The organism is Streptomyces sp. NPDC051104, assembly GCF_040682835.1.
In the GTDB taxonomy this organism is placed as follows: domain Bacteria; phylum Actinomycetota; class Actinomycetes; order Streptomycetales; family Streptomycetaceae; genus Streptomyces; species Streptomyces cynarae.
Map to the genome: position 1 here is coordinate 261,175 of NZ_JBFBBS010000004.1, position 16,107 is coordinate 277,281.

General features: G+C 69.8%; 15 protein-coding genes and 4 pseudogenes. 8 read left to right on the forward strand and 11 right to left on the reverse strand.

What is annotated here, in order from left to right; translation table 11 throughout:
* Positions 1-84: 84 nt before the first annotated feature.
* Together AB0N14_RS09425 and AB0N14_RS09430 are read right to left on the reverse strand one after the other, a co-directional pair.
* On the reverse strand, positions 85-522 hold the full coding sequence (locus AB0N14_RS09425; protein WP_366025078.1) for a hypothetical protein: 438 nt from the start codon (positions 520-522) through the stop codon (positions 85-87).
* Positions 523-526: 4 nt separating this feature from the next.
* Entirely contained in the window at positions 527-733 is a 207-nt protein-coding gene (locus AB0N14_RS09430; RefSeq protein WP_366025155.1) for a hypothetical protein, read from the reverse strand.
* On the opposite strand from AB0N14_RS09430, the pseudogene AB0N14_RS09435 reads away from it, so the two are divergent.
* The 3 genes and pseudogenes from AB0N14_RS09435 to AB0N14_RS09445 form a co-directional block, all read left to right on the forward strand.
* Positions 729-971, forward strand: a pseudogene (locus AB0N14_RS09435) (hypothetical protein); the annotation flags it as partial. The gene AB0N14_RS09430 and the pseudogene AB0N14_RS09435 overlap by 5 nt on opposite strands.
* Before the next feature lie 160 nt (positions 972-1,131).
* Complete coding sequence (locus AB0N14_RS09440; protein ID WP_366025079.1) at positions 1,132-2,535, forward strand: amino acid permease; 1,404 nt, start codon at positions 1,132-1,134, stop codon at positions 2,533-2,535.
* 197 nt (positions 2,536-2,732) lie between these two features.
* Complete coding sequence (locus tag AB0N14_RS09445) at positions 2,733-4,127, forward strand: protein kinase (RefSeq protein WP_366025080.1); 1,395 nt, start codon at positions 2,733-2,735, stop codon at positions 4,125-4,127.
* Between the two features lie 127 nt (positions 4,128-4,254).
* Here AB0N14_RS09445 and AB0N14_RS09450 read toward each other — a convergent pair whose 3' ends face one another.
* Positions 4,255-6,450, reverse strand: coding sequence for an MMPL family transporter (locus tag AB0N14_RS09450; protein ID WP_366025081.1), 2,196 nt, complete (start codon positions 6,448-6,450; stop codon positions 4,255-4,257).
* 323 nt (positions 6,451-6,773) lie between these two features.
* Positions 6,774-7,340 (reverse strand): TetR family transcriptional regulator, encoded by a 567-nt coding sequence (locus tag AB0N14_RS09455; RefSeq protein ID WP_366025082.1) that lies wholly within the window; start codon positions 7,338-7,340, stop codon positions 6,774-6,776.
* 87 nt (positions 7,341-7,427) lie between these two features.
* On the opposite strand from AB0N14_RS09455, the gene AB0N14_RS09460 reads away from it, so the two are divergent.
* Positions 7,428-8,351, forward strand: a complete 924-nt coding sequence (locus AB0N14_RS09460) for an SDR family oxidoreductase (protein ID WP_366025083.1) — start codon at positions 7,428-7,430, stop codon at positions 8,349-8,351.
* A 126-nt stretch (positions 8,352-8,477) separates the two neighbouring features.
* Here the strand turns inward: AB0N14_RS09460 and AB0N14_RS09465 are convergent, their stop codons facing one another.
* The 6 genes and pseudogenes from AB0N14_RS09465 to AB0N14_RS09490 form a co-directional block, all read right to left on the reverse strand.
* Complete coding sequence (locus tag AB0N14_RS09465; protein ID WP_366025084.1) at positions 8,478-9,194, reverse strand: SDR family oxidoreductase; 717 nt, start codon at positions 9,192-9,194, stop codon at positions 8,478-8,480.
* 337 nt (positions 9,195-9,531) lie between these two features.
* Positions 9,532-9,962, reverse strand: a pseudogene (locus AB0N14_RS09470) (substrate-binding domain-containing protein); the annotation flags it as partial.
* 143 nt (positions 9,963-10,105) lie between these two features.
* Positions 10,106-10,558 carry a MarR family transcriptional regulator gene (locus AB0N14_RS09475; RefSeq protein ID WP_366025085.1) on the reverse strand — a complete coding sequence of 151 codons (453 nt, stop codon included), beginning with the start codon at positions 10,556-10,558 and terminating at the stop codon, positions 10,106-10,108.
* A 299-nt stretch (positions 10,559-10,857) separates the two neighbouring features.
* Positions 10,858-11,289: a tetratricopeptide repeat protein gene (locus tag AB0N14_RS09480; protein WP_366025086.1), complete on the reverse strand. Its 432-nt coding sequence runs from the start codon at positions 11,287-11,289 to the stop codon at positions 10,858-10,860.
* A 202-nt stretch (positions 11,290-11,491) separates the two neighbouring features.
* Positions 11,492-11,970: pseudogene (locus AB0N14_RS09485) on the reverse strand (pirin-like C-terminal cupin domain-containing protein).
* 208 nt (positions 11,971-12,178) lie between these two features.
* Positions 12,179-12,643 (reverse strand): helix-turn-helix domain-containing protein, encoded by a 465-nt coding sequence (locus AB0N14_RS09490; RefSeq protein ID WP_366025087.1) that lies wholly within the window; start codon positions 12,641-12,643, stop codon positions 12,179-12,181.
* A gap of 135 nt (positions 12,644-12,778) precedes the next feature.
* Here AB0N14_RS09490 and AB0N14_RS09495 point away from each other — a divergent pair, with 135 nt between their 5' ends.
* The 4 genes and pseudogenes from AB0N14_RS09495 to AB0N14_RS09510 form a co-directional block, all read left to right on the forward strand.
* Positions 12,779-13,810: an LLM class flavin-dependent oxidoreductase gene (locus AB0N14_RS09495; protein WP_366025088.1), complete on the forward strand. Its 1,032-nt coding sequence runs from the start codon at positions 12,779-12,781 to the stop codon at positions 13,808-13,810.
* Positions 13,811-13,830: 20 nt separating this feature from the next.
* Positions 13,831-14,547 (forward strand): NADPH-dependent F420 reductase, encoded by a 717-nt coding sequence (locus AB0N14_RS09500; RefSeq protein ID WP_366025089.1) that lies wholly within the window; start codon positions 13,831-13,833, stop codon positions 14,545-14,547.
* A 156-nt stretch (positions 14,548-14,703) separates the two neighbouring features.
* Entirely contained in the window at positions 14,704-15,081 is a 378-nt protein-coding gene (locus tag AB0N14_RS09505; protein ID WP_366025090.1) for a DoxX family protein, read from the forward strand.
* 103 nt (positions 15,082-15,184) lie between these two features.
* Positions 15,185-15,556, forward strand: a pseudogene (locus AB0N14_RS09510) (NAD(P)H-dependent oxidoreductase); the annotation flags it as partial.
* A gap of 167 nt (positions 15,557-15,723) precedes the next feature.
* Here AB0N14_RS09510 and AB0N14_RS09515 read toward each other — a convergent pair.
* On the reverse strand, positions 15,724-15,858 hold the full coding sequence (locus AB0N14_RS09515) for a hypothetical protein (RefSeq protein ID WP_366025091.1): 135 nt from the start codon (positions 15,856-15,858) through the stop codon (positions 15,724-15,726).
* Between the last annotated feature and the right edge of the window lie 249 nt (positions 15,859-16,107).

Below are 16,107 nucleotides of genomic sequence, written 5' to 3' on the forward strand. Positions count from 1 at the left end.
CCAGGATCGTCCGAACGCCTGGCCCCGCAGCCGCTCCGGCTCGGCGGCCGACCCCGGTCGCGCGTTTTCCCCGTGCGGTTCGGTTCACCGTGTCAGCACACCGACGCCCAGCGCGATCAGGCCGACGACCTTGAGGCTCTCCAGGGCCACGTAGTAAAGGTGCGCCCGGGAGCGGGACGCGTCCTCCCCGGTCTCTCCGGCCGGCACGCGATCGGACCGCCGGTTCATAAGCGGCCGGACCAGACCGAGCTGCACCGCGAGCAGCGCCACCACGCACACGGTGAGCACGACGACACCGGTCGGCGGGCCTCCGGCCGCCACCGCCGCGATCACGACGACGGCCCATACGGCCTCGGCGAGGTTCAGCGCGCGGAAGACCGGGCGGCCGATGCCGAGCCCGATGGGAACCGTCACTCCGGGGGCACGGAACTTCAGCGGCGCCTCCAGGAAGGAGATCGCCAGGACCATGCCGAGCCATACGAAGACCACCGCGGACGCGACCGCGGCCCCCGTCGTATTCATTCCCTCATTCGCCCTTCTGTGCGGCGGTCGCCCCGGCCGGCGCCGGCTCCGTCGGATCGTGTGCCCGTTCTCCTGCGGCGAGCCGGGCCGCGCGTCCCAGGCGGGCCAGGCAGGCACCGGGTTCGGCGAACGGCTCCAGTGCGGTGGCGGTGACCGGGCCGCCCCGTTCCGCGAGCGCGCCCTGCATCAGGTCCAGATGCAGCGCACTCATCCGCCTGCCCGCCCGGCAGCCCGTGGACACTCACATCGAGCCGGACCTGGACGTCCTTCTCCTGGTCGTCACCGGCGACGGCGTCCTCGGCGGCCCCGACGGGCCACACCCTCTCACCGAGGGCACGCTGCTCTGGCTGCCGCGCGGCTCCACCCGCAGCGTCACCGCGGGGAAGGACGGCCTGTCCTACCTCACCGTCCACAAGCGCCGCCCGGGCATGCAGATCCGCCACCGCTGAACGATTCCCGGCTCAGCGCCCGTCACGGCGCATCTTTTGCGGCGCTCGACGGAGCCATACAGGACAAAGGCGTCCGATTTGGAGCCGCATCGGGCCATGCCGGACCATGGGTCCGCCCCGGCGATCCCGGGCACCAGTTCGATGAAAGGCGCACCACCCCATGCACGTCACCGGAACCGTCCCTCCGTCGGCTCCGGCCCCTCGGGAGGCCCTCAATACCCCCGCCCACGCCGAGGACTCCAGCGACGCCGGCGGCAGGCACGCCCGCCGCTTCGGGCTGCCCGTCGCCACCGCGCTGGTCATGGGCAACATCATCGGCGGCGGCATCTTCCTGCTCCCGGCCTCCGTCGCCCCGTACGGCACGGTCAGCCTGGTCGCCTTCGGCGTCCTGACCGTCGGTGCCATCGCCCTCGCCCTGGTCTTCGGCCGGCTCGCCGAGCGTGACCCGCGCACCGGCGGGCCCTACGTCTACGCCCGCGAGGCCTTCGGTGACTTCGCCGGCTTCCTCGCCGCCTGGGCGTACTGGATCACCACCTGGGTGTCGAACGCGGCACTCGCCGTCGCCGCCGTCGGCTACCTCGACGTGCTCATCCCGGTGAACGGTCACCGCTGGAGCGCCTGCCTGGCCGCGCTCGCCCTGCAATGGCTGCCCGCCCTCGCCAACTTCGCGGGCACCCGCTACGTGGGCGCCGTCCAGCTGGTGTCCACTGTGCTGAAGTTCGCACCGCTGCTGCTCGTCGCCGTCGGTGGGCTGTTCTTCTTCGACCCGCACAACCTCGGCCCGTTCCACGCGGGCGGCGGCAGCGCGATCGGCGCGGTGTCCGCCTGCGCCGCGATCCTGCTCTTCTCCTACCTGGGTGTGGAGTCCGCCGCCGTCAGCGCGGGCGAGGTCAGGAACGCCCGGCGCAACGTGGGACGCGCGACCGTCATCGGCACCATGGGCGCGGCGCTGGTCTATCTCCTCGGGACCCTTTCCGTCTTCGGCACGGTCGCGCACGACCGTCTGGTGAAGTCCACCGCGCCCTTCTCGGACGCCGTGAACGCCATGTTCGGCGGCAGTTGGGGAGGCTGGGCCGTCGCGCTCGCCGCGCTCGTGTCGATGACCGGCTGCCTCAACGGCTGGACGCTGCTGAGCGCCCAGACCCCCTACGCGGCGGCGAAGGACGGCCTGTTCCCCGCCCCCTTCGCGCGCCGGCGGCGGGGCGTTCCCACCGTCGGCGTCGGCGTCACCGTCGTCCTCGCCTCGCTGCTCACCGTCTACAACTACACGTCGGGCTCGGCGAAGGTCTTCGAGATCCTGGTCCTCGTCACCACGTTCACCGCGACCGTGCCCTATCTGCTGGCCACCGCCGCGCAGCTCTTCCACCTGGTCTCGGGGCGGGGCGAGCTGGTCGACCGGGGGCGGCTCGTGCGGGACGCCGTGGTCGCGTCGGTCGCTGCCGCCTTCTCGCTGTGGCTCGTGGCGGGCGCCGGGTACGCGGCGGTGTACCAGGGCGTGCTGTTCCTGTTCGCGGGGGTCCTCGTATACGCCGTGCTGGCGGCCCGGCGGCAGGGGAGGGCCTGATCCCGGGGCGGCCGTTGCCGTCAAAGCCCGGTCGGCCCGGATGCCTGGGGAAGTGCCGGATTCAGCGCCGGGGTGTGGCCGTGCAGACGTGAGAGGCGGTTGCCGCCGATTCCGTCCGGTTGCGTGGCGCGGCGGGGGGTACTCGCGCCCGCAGCGTTTCGCTGGTTGCACTGCTCGGTGACGGTGACGGAGGACAGATGAAGGGCCCACGTTCCGGGTTCGGGTCGGCACTGCATGTCTCCTCGGAAATGGTGGGTGGCCGGTACCGGTTGGGAGCCGGGATCGGCCGGGGAGGCGCCGCCGACGTCCATGAGGCGTTCGACGTCCGCCTCGGCCGGGAGGTGGCCGTCAAACTCTTCCGGCCGGACACCGATCCGCGGATGGAGGAGCGGTTCTCCGAGGAGGCCGTCCTCCTCGCGCGTATGCAACACCCGGGGCTGGTCACCGTCTACGACGCCGGCCGGCACAAGGAGCGCGCCTATCTGGTGATGCAACTGATCAAGGGCGAGACTCTGCGCACGCATCTGACCGCCGGTCCCCTGCCTCCCGGACGTGTCGCCGAGCTCGGTGCCGCCCTTGCGCAGGCACTCGCCCATGTGCACGGTGCCGGCATCGTGCACCGTGATGTGAAGCCGTCCAACGTCCTGCTGAGCGCTTCCGGAGCCCCTCACCTGGCGGACTTCGGTATCGCCCGACTGGTGAACGCCACGCGGCACACGGCCTCCGACGTACTGATCGGGACCGCGGCCTATCTGGCCCCGGAGCAGGTCATGGGCAAGGAAGTGGGACCGTCCGCCGACGTCTACGCGCTCGGTCTGCTCCTGCTGGAGTGCCTGAAAGGCGAACTGGAATACGAGGGCACCCCGTTGGAGTCCGCCCTGGCCCGCCTTCACCGCCCACCCGTGGTTCCGCCCTCGGTGCCCCATGAGCTGGCCTGCCTGCTGCGCGCCATGACCGCTCAGGACGCGGAGGCCCGTCCCGCCGCCGAGCACTGCGCCCAGGCCCTGTCCGCTCTACGTGCCGATCGGCACGTCCTGTCGTCCTCGGCCTCCGGCAGCCCCCGGTGCACCGCATCCACCGACACGCGTGTCCACGCGCGTACCGCGGGGATCGCGGTCGAGGAGGCCAAGGAGCTCCCGGTCGACCGCACAGCCGCCGATCCGCGCACCGGAACGCGGCATGCGAGCAGGCCGAAACACATACGCCGCCGTACGGCGGGCGCCGTCCTCACAGCGCTCTCGGCAACGCTCACGGTCACGCTGGCCGTGGCTCCGGGCAGCAGCGAGACCAGCGCCGGACGGGCCGACTCCGCCCCGCCCACGTCCCCGTCGGCCGAGCCGCCCACCAAAACCGCGACGAGGGAAGCTCCGACCACGGCGGCCCCTCGACCGACCGCGTCCGCGCTCCCGTCCGGCTCGAAGACTTCTCCCTCCCACGTCTCCGGCGCCTCGGGTGACGGCAACGGCGCGGGCAGCCGCGCTGCTCAACCAGGGGCCGCGCTCCGCGACGCCCGTAAGCCGACCAAGCAGGTCAAGGAGGCCGAAAAGGCCAAGAAGTCTCAAGCGTCCAAGGGGCACAAAGACCGCGGTTGACCCGCGCGCAAGACGGACGTGCGGAGCATGAGTTCGGTCTGTCGGTCGCTCTGTCGGTTGCGTCCGATCTAAACCGAGTCGGCGTCTGCCGGGCCTCGCGGCCCGGCAGACCTGCGCCGTCACACTGTCACTGGCCGCGGCGCCCGGAGGGATCGTGCGCGACCGTGTCCCGGTCTTCGCCGGGGACGGGCTCGGAACCGAGGGCTCCGTCGACTGTGCCGACCGCCGCTTCCTCCGCGCGGTCGCCGTGCCCCGGCCACCACGCCGCGTGGCCGATCAGCGCGGTGAGGCTCGGTGTGAAGAACATCGCCATGACGAAGGCGGCGACCGCGATGCCGAAGGAGACCGCGAAACCCATCTCCGTGAGCAGCGAGTTGCCCGCCAGCAACATCGTGGCGAAGGTCGCCGCCAGGATGAAGCCCGCGGCGGCCACGGTCGGCCCGGCGTGCCTCAGCGCCATGCCGGCCGCCTCACGTGGCTCGCGGCCTTCCCGGGCCTCCTCGCGGAGCCGGGCGATCATGAGGATGTTGTAGTCGGTGCCGATGGCGACCACGAAGAGGTACATGATCACCGGGAGCATGAACATCAGCCCCGAGTGTCCCTGTCCCTCCTGGAAGATCCAGACGGTGGCGCCGAGGGTGGCGCCGAAGCCGAGGCCCACCGAGGCGATCAGGTACCAGGGGGCGACCATACTGCGCAGCAGCAGCCCCAGGATGACCATGATCAGGACAGCGGCGACAGGGAAGACCGTCCGGTAGTCGTGGTTGACCGCGGCATTGATGTCCTTGTAGATCGAGGACATGCCACCGACGAGGGCCTCGGTGCCCTGCGGGGCGGAGGAGTGGGCGATGTCGCGCACCCTGCCCACGGCGTCGATCGCCTTGTCCGTCGACGCCTCGTACTTGAGCGTGACGGTGAAGTCCGCGGTGGTGCCGTCCTTGTTGACCTGGGTCGTACGGACGCTGGCGACGCCGTCCACGGCGCCGAGTTTCTTCGCGTACGCGTCGAAGGCGGCCTTGTCCAGCGGCTTGCCGTCGGTGCTGGAGAGGTAGACGTCGGTGGGGGCGGCGGCGCCCGCCGAGTACGCCTTCTGCATCTCGTCCTGGACGACCATGGACTCCTTGGTCTTGGGCATGGAGCCCGAGGCCAGGTCGAACGTGGCCTTGTAGCCGAACGTGCCGAGCGACAGCGCGACCAGGACGAGGCCGGACACCGCGGCGGTCAGGGCCGGGCGGCGCTGCACGCCGCGGCCGAGGGCGGCGAAACGGGCGTTGTCCGGCTCGCGTTGCCAGGACTTGGAGGGCCAGAAGACCTTCGGCCCGATGAGCGAGACCACGGCCGGGATCAGGGTCAGGCCCGCGATCAGGGTGGCGGCGACCGCGATGGCGAGCGCCGGGCCCATCTGCTTGAGGAACCCGAGCGTGGACAGCACCAGTGCGAGGAAGGCGATGATGACCGCTCCGGCGGCCGAGGCGATGGCCTCGCCGACCCGGTCCACCGCGTTGACCATGGCCTGCTTGGGCTCGTCGCCGGCGCGCAGGCGTTCGCGGTAGCGGAACATCAGGAAGAGGAAGTAGTCCGTGCCCACGCCGAAGAGCACGACGATCAGGATGGACGAGATCGAGCTGTTGGCCTGCAGGTCGAACAGCTTGGTGGCGTAAGCGATCAGCCCGTTGGCGGCCGCGGACACCAGACCGATCAGGATCAGGGGCAGTACGGCCAGGATCGGCGCCCGGAAGATGATCAGCAGTGCCACCAGGATGATCACGAAGGTGCCGATGCCGATCAGCGCCTGACCGCGCTGGGACGAGTCCTGCTGGTCGAGGGCCTGCGCGGCGGAGCCGCCCAGCTTGGCGTCGAGATGCGTGCCCTTGGCGAGGTCCTTGGCATCCTCGCGCAACACCTTGGCCGCGTCCGCCTGTTTGGGCTGGCCGGCGTTCTTGCTGTCCATCTGGACCAGGGTCAGGGCGTACCTGCCGTCCTTGGACGGCTGGCCGGGGACGACCTTCTGCACCTGGTCGATGGGCTTCTTGCCCAGTTCGGAGGTGATCCGGGCGACGTCCTGCTGGTCGGCGGCGGTCAACTTGCCGCCGTCGGTGCGCTGGTACAGCACGATCGCGGACGGGGTGAAGGCGCTGGGGAACGCCTTCGTCTGGAGATCCGCGGCTTTGATGGACTCGTAACTCTTGGGCAGGAAACTGCTCTCGTCACTGTTCGAGGGCAGGCTTGGAGCGGTGGCGACGATCGCCACCGCCGCGATTAACCATGCCACGATCGTCCAGACGGGATGTCGGACGACGGCGTTCCCAATGCGTCGGAACATGCGGGAGGGTCCTCCTGAGCAGGAAGATCACCGCAGCCCGGGGAGCGGACCCTGGCATCGGCGACCCCGACCGGCACACATCGAACGGGCCGGTCGAATGGTTGTCTTGAGGTCCGATCGTAGTGGCCGCACGCCGAGATCATTCCGTCGGGTGTCCACTGATGTGAGAAGCCGTTGTCTTGTGATCCGGCTGCCGAGTGTCCGACAGTGAGGAGTGAACTGCGGTCGGGCGAAGGGGCGTTGGAGCGCCACACGGCGCGGGCCCGCCCGGGGCGGGGCCGTCGGCGGCGGTGCCACGGCGGGGCCGCCGGGTACGCCTCCTCCTAGCCTCCCGCAGCCACGGCCTTGAGCTCGTCCAGCGATTCCCGCATCAGCTGCGACATCTCGCGTTCCTCGGCCGCCGCGATCCAGCGCTCGAAGCCGACCTTGAAGACGGCGACCCCCGCCTCGGCGGTCAGGCTCGCTGCCGGCTCTCCGACGCCCCGTCGGCGCAGGGTGTCGGCGAGCGCGGCCGACATCGAGGCGAGCTTGATCAGTTCACGCTCCCGGAGTTCCGCATTCGCCATGATCACAGCCTGCCGTTTCCGCGCGTGCTCGCGCCGGTCGGCGAACACCCTGGAGACCGCGTCAAGACCCACCGCCAGCGCATCGATCGGCGCCGCGGACTCCGGAGCGCCGGCGACCGCCTGCACGAACAGTTCCTCCAGTTCACCGGAGCCGGCGAACAGCACCTCGCGCTTGTCGGCGTAGTGCCGGAAGAAGGTCCGTTCCGTGAGCCCGGCCCTTTTGGCGATCTCGGCCACGGTGGTCTGCTCGAACCCGCGCTCGCTGTAAAGCTCCAACGCCGCCTTCGCCAGGCGCCCGCGCGCGTTCGGCTCCCATCTACCCATGCACCGATCCTAGCGCGATGACAGCAACTGACATCAGATGCTAGGGTCGATGACAGTAACTGACATCAACAGTTCGGGGTCTTTGTCATGCGTATCTTTGTCACCGGCGCGTCCGGCTGGATCGGTTCCGCCGTCGTGCCCGAGCTCATCGACGCGGGGCACCAGGTCGTCGGGCTCGCCCGCTCCGACGTCTCCGCCGACGCGCTCACCGCGGCCGGGGCGGAGGTCGTCCGCGGCACCCTCGACGACCTCGGCGTCCTGCGGGACACGGCCGCCGCCTCGGACGGGGTGATCCACCTCGCCTTCAAGCACGACATCGCCTTCACCGGCGACTTCCAGGGCGCCGCAGAGGCCGATCGCCGCGCCGTCGACGCCTTGGGCGACGCGCTCGCCGGCACGAACCGCCCCTTCGCCCTCGCCTCCGGCGTGGTCGGACTCGCGCCTGGGCGTGTGGCGACCGAGCGGGACATGCCCACGATCGACGGCTCGCCGATCTCGATCCGAGCGGCCACCGCGCAAGCGGTGCTCGCACTCGCCTCGCGCGGCGTGCGCTCATCCGTGGTGCGGCTCTCTCCGACCTGCCACGGCGAAGGAGACCACGGCTTCATGGCGACCATGGTCGCCATTGCCCGCGCCAAGGGAGTCTCCGGCTACATCGGCGACGGCGCCAACCGCTGGCCGGCCGTCCACCGTCTCGACGCCGCACGGTTGTTCCGTCTGGCGGTCGAGAAGGCCCCCGCCGGATCGGTGTTGCACGGCGTCGCCGAAGAGGGCGTCGCGATCCGTGACATCGCCGAGGTGATCGGCCGTCACCTCGATGTGCCGACGACCTCCGTGGCCCCCGACGCCGCATCCGAGCACTTCTCCTGGCTGGGCGCCTTCCTCAGCGCCGACGCCCCGGCGTCGAACACCCTGACCCGCGAACTGCTGGACTGGGAACCGACCCGGCCCGGCCTCCTCACCGATCTCGACAAGGGCCATTACTTCCACACCTCTGCCACCACCGGCTGACCAGCCGCCGAGACGCCGTCTGCGCGACGCGCCTCCGGTCAGGGATCCACAACGCAGGCGCCCTGGACGGAGGTGCACGTCGCCTTCACTGTTCGCACGAGCGGGGATCCGGCCGGGGCGCCCTGGTCAGTGACCAGCGCTCTGGCCGCCGTCGACGTGGAGGATCTCTCCGGTGACGAACGGGGCGTTCTCCAGGTAGACGACCGCGTCGACGACGTCGCTCACCTCGCCCATCCGGCCGAGCGGATGAAGGCCGGCGAGCGTGTCGTGATACTCCTCGGAGTGCATCGGCGTCTTGATGACGCCGAGCGCGACGGCGTTGCTGCGGACGCCTCGGGTGGCGTACTCGATGGCCAGGGCCTTGGTCGCGGACTGCAGGCCGCCCTTGGTCAGCGACGCCAGCACTGAGGGCACCGCGGAGTTCGCGTGGTCGACCAGGCTGGTGGTGATCTGCACGACGTGCCCGCCTCCCTGGCGGACCATCTGCTCGACCGCGAGCTGGGTGATACGGAAGAAACCGCTCAGATTGACGCCGGTGACTGCGTCGTAGTCCTCCTGCGTGTACTCGGTGAACGGCTTGGCCACGAAGATGCCGGCGTTGTTGACCAGGGCGTCGATCCGGCCGAAGCGCTCGAGCCCGGCCGCGATGACGCGCTCGCCGGTGGCAGGGTCGGCGATGTCGCCCTGAACGGTGAGGACGTTCGGATCCTCCGAGGAGGCAATGCCGCGGGAGGTCGCGACGACGGCGTAGCCGAGCTTGCGGTAGGCGTCGACCAAGGCGGCACCGATGCCCTGCGACGCACCGGTGATGACAACGACCTTCTGCCGACCTGTGGTGCTCATGATGTGTCCTCTCGATGGGGGCCGGCCACCTGTCGGCATCGGCCACCATCAAAATAGACAACCGGTCGACAATTTTCCACTGCGGCGCCCTGCGCCGCGTGTGCGGGTGAGCCCGGCCGACCTGGAATGGGAGGCTGCGCCTACCAGCAGGGAGGAACCCGGTCGCAGTCCGAACCGCCCACGTGCCGTTCTCCAGGCGGAGGGCGACTGAGCCCGACTGGAGCAGCGGGCGCTCAGTCCCGGCTCGAGCAGCGGGCACTCATCCCGACTCGAGTAAAGGGCAACTCCTCCCTACTCGACCGGATCAGCGAGGGGGGCCGTGGTGCCGCGTACCGGATCAGCGAGGCGCGGCCGTGGTGCCGCGTACGACGAGGTGGGGGTGAGGACGACCTCGTGGGGCGTGGTGCGGCCCTGGTCGAGGCGTTCGACGGCGGCCGCCACCGCATGCCGGGCCTGCTCCTCCGCCCCCTGACTGACCGTGGTCGGATCGAAGCAGCTCAACCGGGAGAGCCGGTCGTCGTCGTAGCCGGCCACGGGCACCCCGCCGGGGACGGCGACGCCGGCGCGTGCGAGCGCGGCCAGGACGCCGATGGCGCACTGGTCGTTGTAGGCGACGACGGCGGTGGGCAGGTCGCCGGAGTCGAGGAGGTGGCGGGCGGCACGTTCGCCGGCCGCTTCGGTGTTGTCCCCGTGCAGGTTCCGGATGTGGGCGTCCAGGCCATGGCGGCGCATGGCGGTGCGGTACCAGCGGCGCCGGTCCGTGGCGACAGCGTCGCCTGACACGCCCATAGCTTCTGGTTCACGCCCACGCCGGCGAAGAGCTCGCCCTCACTCCCTCACTCCGGGCGTCGCTGCCTCGGGGCAGGAGGCGCCCCCGTCGATCCGGCCCAGAATACTGAGGCAGGCGCCCATCAACTGCTGGAGCTGTGGCGCAGCGACCGCTTCGATGACGAGGCTCCACCCGCTTCGACGTGCCCGGGGGCGGTGGCCACCGTCTTGGTCCAACCGGCCTCGGTGAGCACGGCGTTGGTGGCGCGCCCATCTTCGGGGCACGGCTCACGACGCACCCAGCCTCGCCGCTCGAGCCGCTTGACGACATGAGACAGCCGGGACAGGGAGCCGTTGGCGAGGACGGCCAGATCGCTCATGCGCCGCGTACGGTCCGGCGCCTCGGACAGCCCGGCGAGGACGAGGTACTCGTAGAGCGTGATGGCGGCATCACGCTGCAGTTGCGCCTCGAGGGCAGCCGGAAGTTTGATCGTCATGGCGATGAGGGACAGCCAGGCGTCCCGCTCGTCGCTCGTGAGCCAGCGTGGTTCCCGGGTGCCCTCCTCCGCGTGAGTGGCCTTCGGGTCCTTGTCCATGCAATTCATACTACCGCAGATAGTTGATACATCAAGAAGTGGCATATCAAGTGAAGCCGCACGGGGCTGATCGCCCCGCTTCCTGCCGTGGCTAGTGGCTGGTACGCACAGAGGAGCCGCGGACTCGCGGACCCGTCAGCTCGCCCGGGGCTCGGTGCGCCCGGGGCTCGGTGCACCCCGGGGCTCGGTGCGCCCGGGGCTCGGTGCACCCCGGGGCTCGGTGCACCCCGGGGGAACGTGAGTGGCGGGCCCCGGTGTGACGGGTACCCGCCACTCGCTGTCGCACCACCGGCGGCATGTCAGTCGTCGGCCGGGAGCCCTCCGGTGAAAGCGGCGGCCATGCGCAGCCAGGGCGCGGCGTCCTCGTGACGGCCCTGGCGTTGCAGGGTGCGGCCCAGCATCAGGTGGGCGTAGTGCTCCACGGGGTCACGTTCGATGATGTGCCGCAGTTGCTCCTCGGCACGCCGCAGCTGAGCCGAGTGGTAGTAGGCGCGGGCCAGCAGCAGCCGGGGCGCGGTCTGCTCGGGGGCCTCCTCTACGACCACGGCGAGCAGTTTCGCGGCCCCGATGTAGTCCTTCGCCTCGAACAGCAGCCGGGCCCGGTCCCAGCGCTCCGCCGTGGTCTCCTCGTGCGGGACGCCGGCGCCGCTGTCGAACAGGTGCAGGGCGCTCGCCCAGCGGTCCGGCGCGACGCCGCCCGTCGCCGGGTAGTCGTTGAAGGTGTCGCCCATCAGTCCTCCTCCAGGAGTTGTCCGGCGCGGGCACCGTCCCGCACAGGGGCCAGAGCTCAGCCAGTGCTGGTGAAGACGAATTGCATCGCCCTTGCCTGCCTCACTCGGTTGATACATCAACTGACTGCCCAAACATGTGCCGGACCGCCTCTATTCCAGGCAGGGCGCGTCAGCTTCGCGTCGTCGACCTCGAACCGGGAAGTCACCGACGCGGCGGGGTGCGGCGCGGTGTGACGGTGGTGTTCGGCAGGGCGGGCGCGGGGAGACGGTGTCCCCCAAATCCCTCGACTGTGCCGAAGCGGTCGACGGAGGACTCCCAGTCCTCCCGGGGCCCGGACGATGCCCTCGTGGCTGCGTCCGACGAAGTTCCACCACATGACGATCTCCTCCTCGAACGGCGGTCCACCGAGCAGGATGGTCCGCGCGGGATCGTCCGACTCGTTCAGGTGCCGAGACTGTCGCGGTGTTGGGGACCTCGCCGCTGAACAGCCAGGTCACCGTCTGAAGCCCGGTGTGCGGATGCGGCGGGATCTCCATGCCGCCCGTCCGGTCGACCGGGTCGGGGCCGTAGTGATCGGCGAAGCACCAGGCCCCGATCAGGGTCCGGGACCGCTGCGGCAGCGTCCGCCGCACCGTCATCGCGCGCGGCCCGCCCAGCGGCACGCTCCGCGCCGGGAGCATACGACCTGCGCCTCCCGCTCGGTCGTCACGTTGCACCCCGACCACCTCCCTCCGATCGTTGTTACATCAACTCACGCACGAAGGGGGAGGCGATGACCAGCGAGCCCTGGGTTTGCGTGACCGCTGACGATCGATCACTGCGCGATCACTGACGATTGAAGCCGTCGACGGTCACCACGACCACGCACAGTGAGCCGGTCCGCTCAGGCTAGGCTTCCTCTTCCAGCTTCTCGACCACGCGCTCGGAAACCTCCGCCAGCGTCCGCAATTCCGCCGGCGTGACATGGTCCAGGAACAGGGAACGCACCGCCTTCACGTGCAGCGGGGCCGCCGCCTCGATGGCCGCACGACCGGCCTCCGTGATCGCCACGAAGGCACCCCGCCCGTCCTCGAGGCACTCCTCCCGCACCACCAGTCCCCGCCCGGCCATGCGCGCGATGTGGTGGGACATCCGGCTCTTCTCCCACTCCAGTGCCCGCGCGAGGTCCTGGTAGCGCTGCCGCCCCTCCGGCACATCCGTCAGATTGACCAGGACCGCGAAATCCGCGGCGGACAGCTTGGATTCCGTCTGCAACAAGCGCGCCAAGCGGCCGCCCAGCCGCTCATGCAGCCGGACGAAGTTCCGCCATGCGTGCTGCTCCTCCGCAGTCAACCAGTTCACTGGATCCTCCACGAGGGTGAGTGTAACCAAATGGTTGATATATCACTGTGCCGAGTCCCCCGGCGCCGGAGCGGCTTGGTTGACACGTCAATGACACGGCCGGATGATTGACGCATCAACCATCCCGTTTCACTCAGGAGTCCACCAATGTCTGATCTCGTCTTCGGTCTGGACACGTTCGGCGATGTGCCGGAGGACGACTCCGGGAACCCGGTGTCCTACGCACGGGCCATCCGGCAGGTCGTCGACGAGGCCGTTCTCGCGGACGAGATCGGCCTCGACGTCATCGCCCTCGGCGAGCATCACCGCCCGGAGTACGCGATCTCGACTCCGGAGACGGTGCTCGCCGGCATCGCCACACGTACCCGTCGCATCCATCTCGGCTCCGGCGTGACCGTGCTGAGCTCCGACGATCCGGTCCGCGTCTTCCAGCGCTTCTCGACCGTGGACGCGCTCTCCGGCGGCCGGGCCGAGGTCATCCTCGGGCGCGGCTCCTTCACCGAGTCCTTCCCCCTCTTCGGATACGACCTGAGCGATTACGACGTGCTCTTCGAGGAGAAGATCGAGCTGTTCGCCAAGCTGCTCGAGGAGAAGCCCGTCACCTGGAGCGGCGCCAAGCGGGCCCCGCTCGAGAACGCCGACGTCTTCCCCAAGACCGAGTCCGGGCACCTGACCACGTGGGTCGGGGTCGGCGGATCGCCCCAGTCGGTCATCCGCACCGCGCACTACGGCTTCCCGCTGATGATCGCCATCATCGGCGGGAACCCGCAACGCTTCGCGCCGTACATCGATCTCTACCGGCGCGCCACCGACAAGTTCGGCACGACGGCCCATCCGGTCGGAATGCACTCGCCGGGCTTCATCGCCGACACGGACGAGGAGGCCCGGGAGTTGCACTGGCCGCACTACAGGGTCATCCGGGACCGCATCGGCGCGCTGCGGGGCTGGCCGCCGGTCCGCAAGGAGGAGTACGACACCGAGGTCGAGCACGGCTCCCTCTACATCGGCTCGCCCGAGACGGTCGCCCGCAAGATGGCTCGTGCCATCGAGGCACTCGGCGTCGGCCGGTTCGACCTGATCTACACCGCGGGGGCGCAGCCGGTCAGCGCTCGTCTGCGCGCCGTCGAGCTGTACGGCACGAAGGTGATCCCGATGGTCCGCGACATCCTCGCGCGCTGACACCGTTGAACGGACACGACATGACCACCACAGGCATCGGCACGGTCGGCATCCTGGGTGCGGGGAAGGTCGGCACCGTGCTCGCACGGCTGGCCCTCACAGCCGATTGTCGCGTGCTCATCGCCGGATCGGGCGACCCCGCCGAGATCGCCCTCACCACAGAGGTCCTCACACCGGGCGCGGTCGCCGTCACCTCCGCGGAGGCCGCCGCTCAGGCAGACGTCGTCATCCTGGCACTCCCACTCGGCAAGTACCGCAGCATTCCCGCCGAAGCACTGCGGGGCAAGCTCGTCATCGACGCGATGAACTACTGGTGGGAGGTCGACGGGATCCGCGAGGACCTCACCGACCCGCTCACCTCCTCCAGTGAGGTCGTGCAGGCGTACCTGCCCGGAGCGCGCGTGGTGAAGGCCTTCAACCACATGGGCTACCACGATCTCGAGGACGGCGCCCGGCCGGCGGAGACGCCGGGACGCAAGGCGATCGCGATCGCCGGTGACGATCCCGACGACCTCGCCACCGTCGCGCGCCTCGTCGATGCTTTCGGGTTCGACCCCGTCACGGCAGGACCACTTGCCGAAGGGATGCGACTCGAACCGGGCACCGAGCCTTTCGGCGCCAACGTCGGCGCCGCGGAGCTGCGGGCGATGCTCAACCGGTTCCCGGAATCACAGCGCGGACGAACCGTGAGCCGAGCAAGGGCTGCGGCTCCGACCTCGGCCGAACCGGCGGTCTGAGCGCCCTCGTCCTGCGAGGGCCGATGATGTGAAGCCACCCACTCGCACACAAGTTGATATGTCACCTGCCTTCCCCTAGGTTAGATGACGCATCAATCATCTCTGCGGAACCGCCCTTCCCCACGGGTCCGCACCACCCCGTCTCAAGAGGTATCTGTGAACGTCGCCCTCTGGGTCGTCGCGGCCCTGCTCGCCCTGGTGTTCCTGGGTGCCGGTGCCGCCAAGCTGGCCCAGCCGAAGGAGAAACTCACCGCGTCACCGTCCATGGGCTGGGCCGAGGCCTTCTCGCCCGGGGCGATCAAGGCGATCGGCCTCGTAGAGGTGCTGGCTGCGATGGGACTGGTTCTGCCCGCGGCCGTGGACATGGCTCCGTCCCTGGTTCCGCTGGCCGCGTCCGGTCTGGCGCTGACCATGTCGGGCGCGGCGATCACGCACGGCCGGCGCGGGGAGACGCAGTCGATCGTCGTGAACGCGGTCCTGTTCGCCCTGGCCGTCTTCGTGGCCTGGGGCCGATTCGGGCCGCACGCCTTCTGACGGCAACCGAGGGTGAGGCCCGCAACGGGCCGTTCGTGACGAACACCCGCGCCCTGAACACCCTTCAGGGCGATACCACAACCAACACGGTTAAGGAAAAACCATGATCAGGATAGGCATCATTCTCGGCAGCACCCGTCCCAACCGCAACGGCGAGCAGGTCGCCAAGTGGGTCTACGACGCCGCCACCCAGCGCGGCGACGCCGAGTTCGAGCTTGTCGACCTGCGGGACTACCCGCTGCCGCACCTGGACGAGCCGCTGCCCCCGGCCATGGGCCAGTACCAGAACGAGCACACGAAGGAGTGGGCGGAGAAGATCGCCTCCTTCGACGGGTTCATCATGGTGACGCCCGAGTACAACCACTCCACCTCGGGCGTGCTGAAGAACGCCATCGACTACCTCTCCGCCGAGTGGGCCAACAAGGCGGTCGGCTTCGTGTCGTACGGCGGGGTCGGCGGTGCCCGGGCCGTGGAGTGGTCATCGCCTGGAGCACCGCTCTCGCACCGCTGCGCAACGCCGCCTGATCCTCCAGGCACGCCCCACCCGTAGTCGGGCCCGACCGTACGGGCACGAGTACGGGTGGGATCCTGGTACTGGGAGAAGGAAGGCGGCGCATGACGCTGCCGCGTTCTTGGGGCTGCTCAGCCGTGATGCCCCGCCGTCGGCCGCCACGAGCTGCCCGTCTCGCGCTCGAAGACAGGGCGCACCTCGACCGTGTCGTACACGATCCCAAGCGTGGTGATGCGGCCGTCCTCATCGAGCTCTGCCAGGTCCACCACGTCGAAGGGTGCGGCTGCTCGACGGCAGGCGCCAGTCGAAGTGGAACCAGAACGAGATCAGCGCGGCGCCCTGCTGGGTGCTGCCTTCCGTCACTCCGAGCAGGGTGAGGCGTGAGAGACTCGTGTCGGCGAAGAGTTGGGGGTAGAACTCCGTGGCCGGCCTGGGCCCGTAAGGGGTGAGTGGACCATCGCGCCGGGCGCGAACAACACCAACACCGCCTCGGGGTCTGCGCGTTCCAGCCCGTC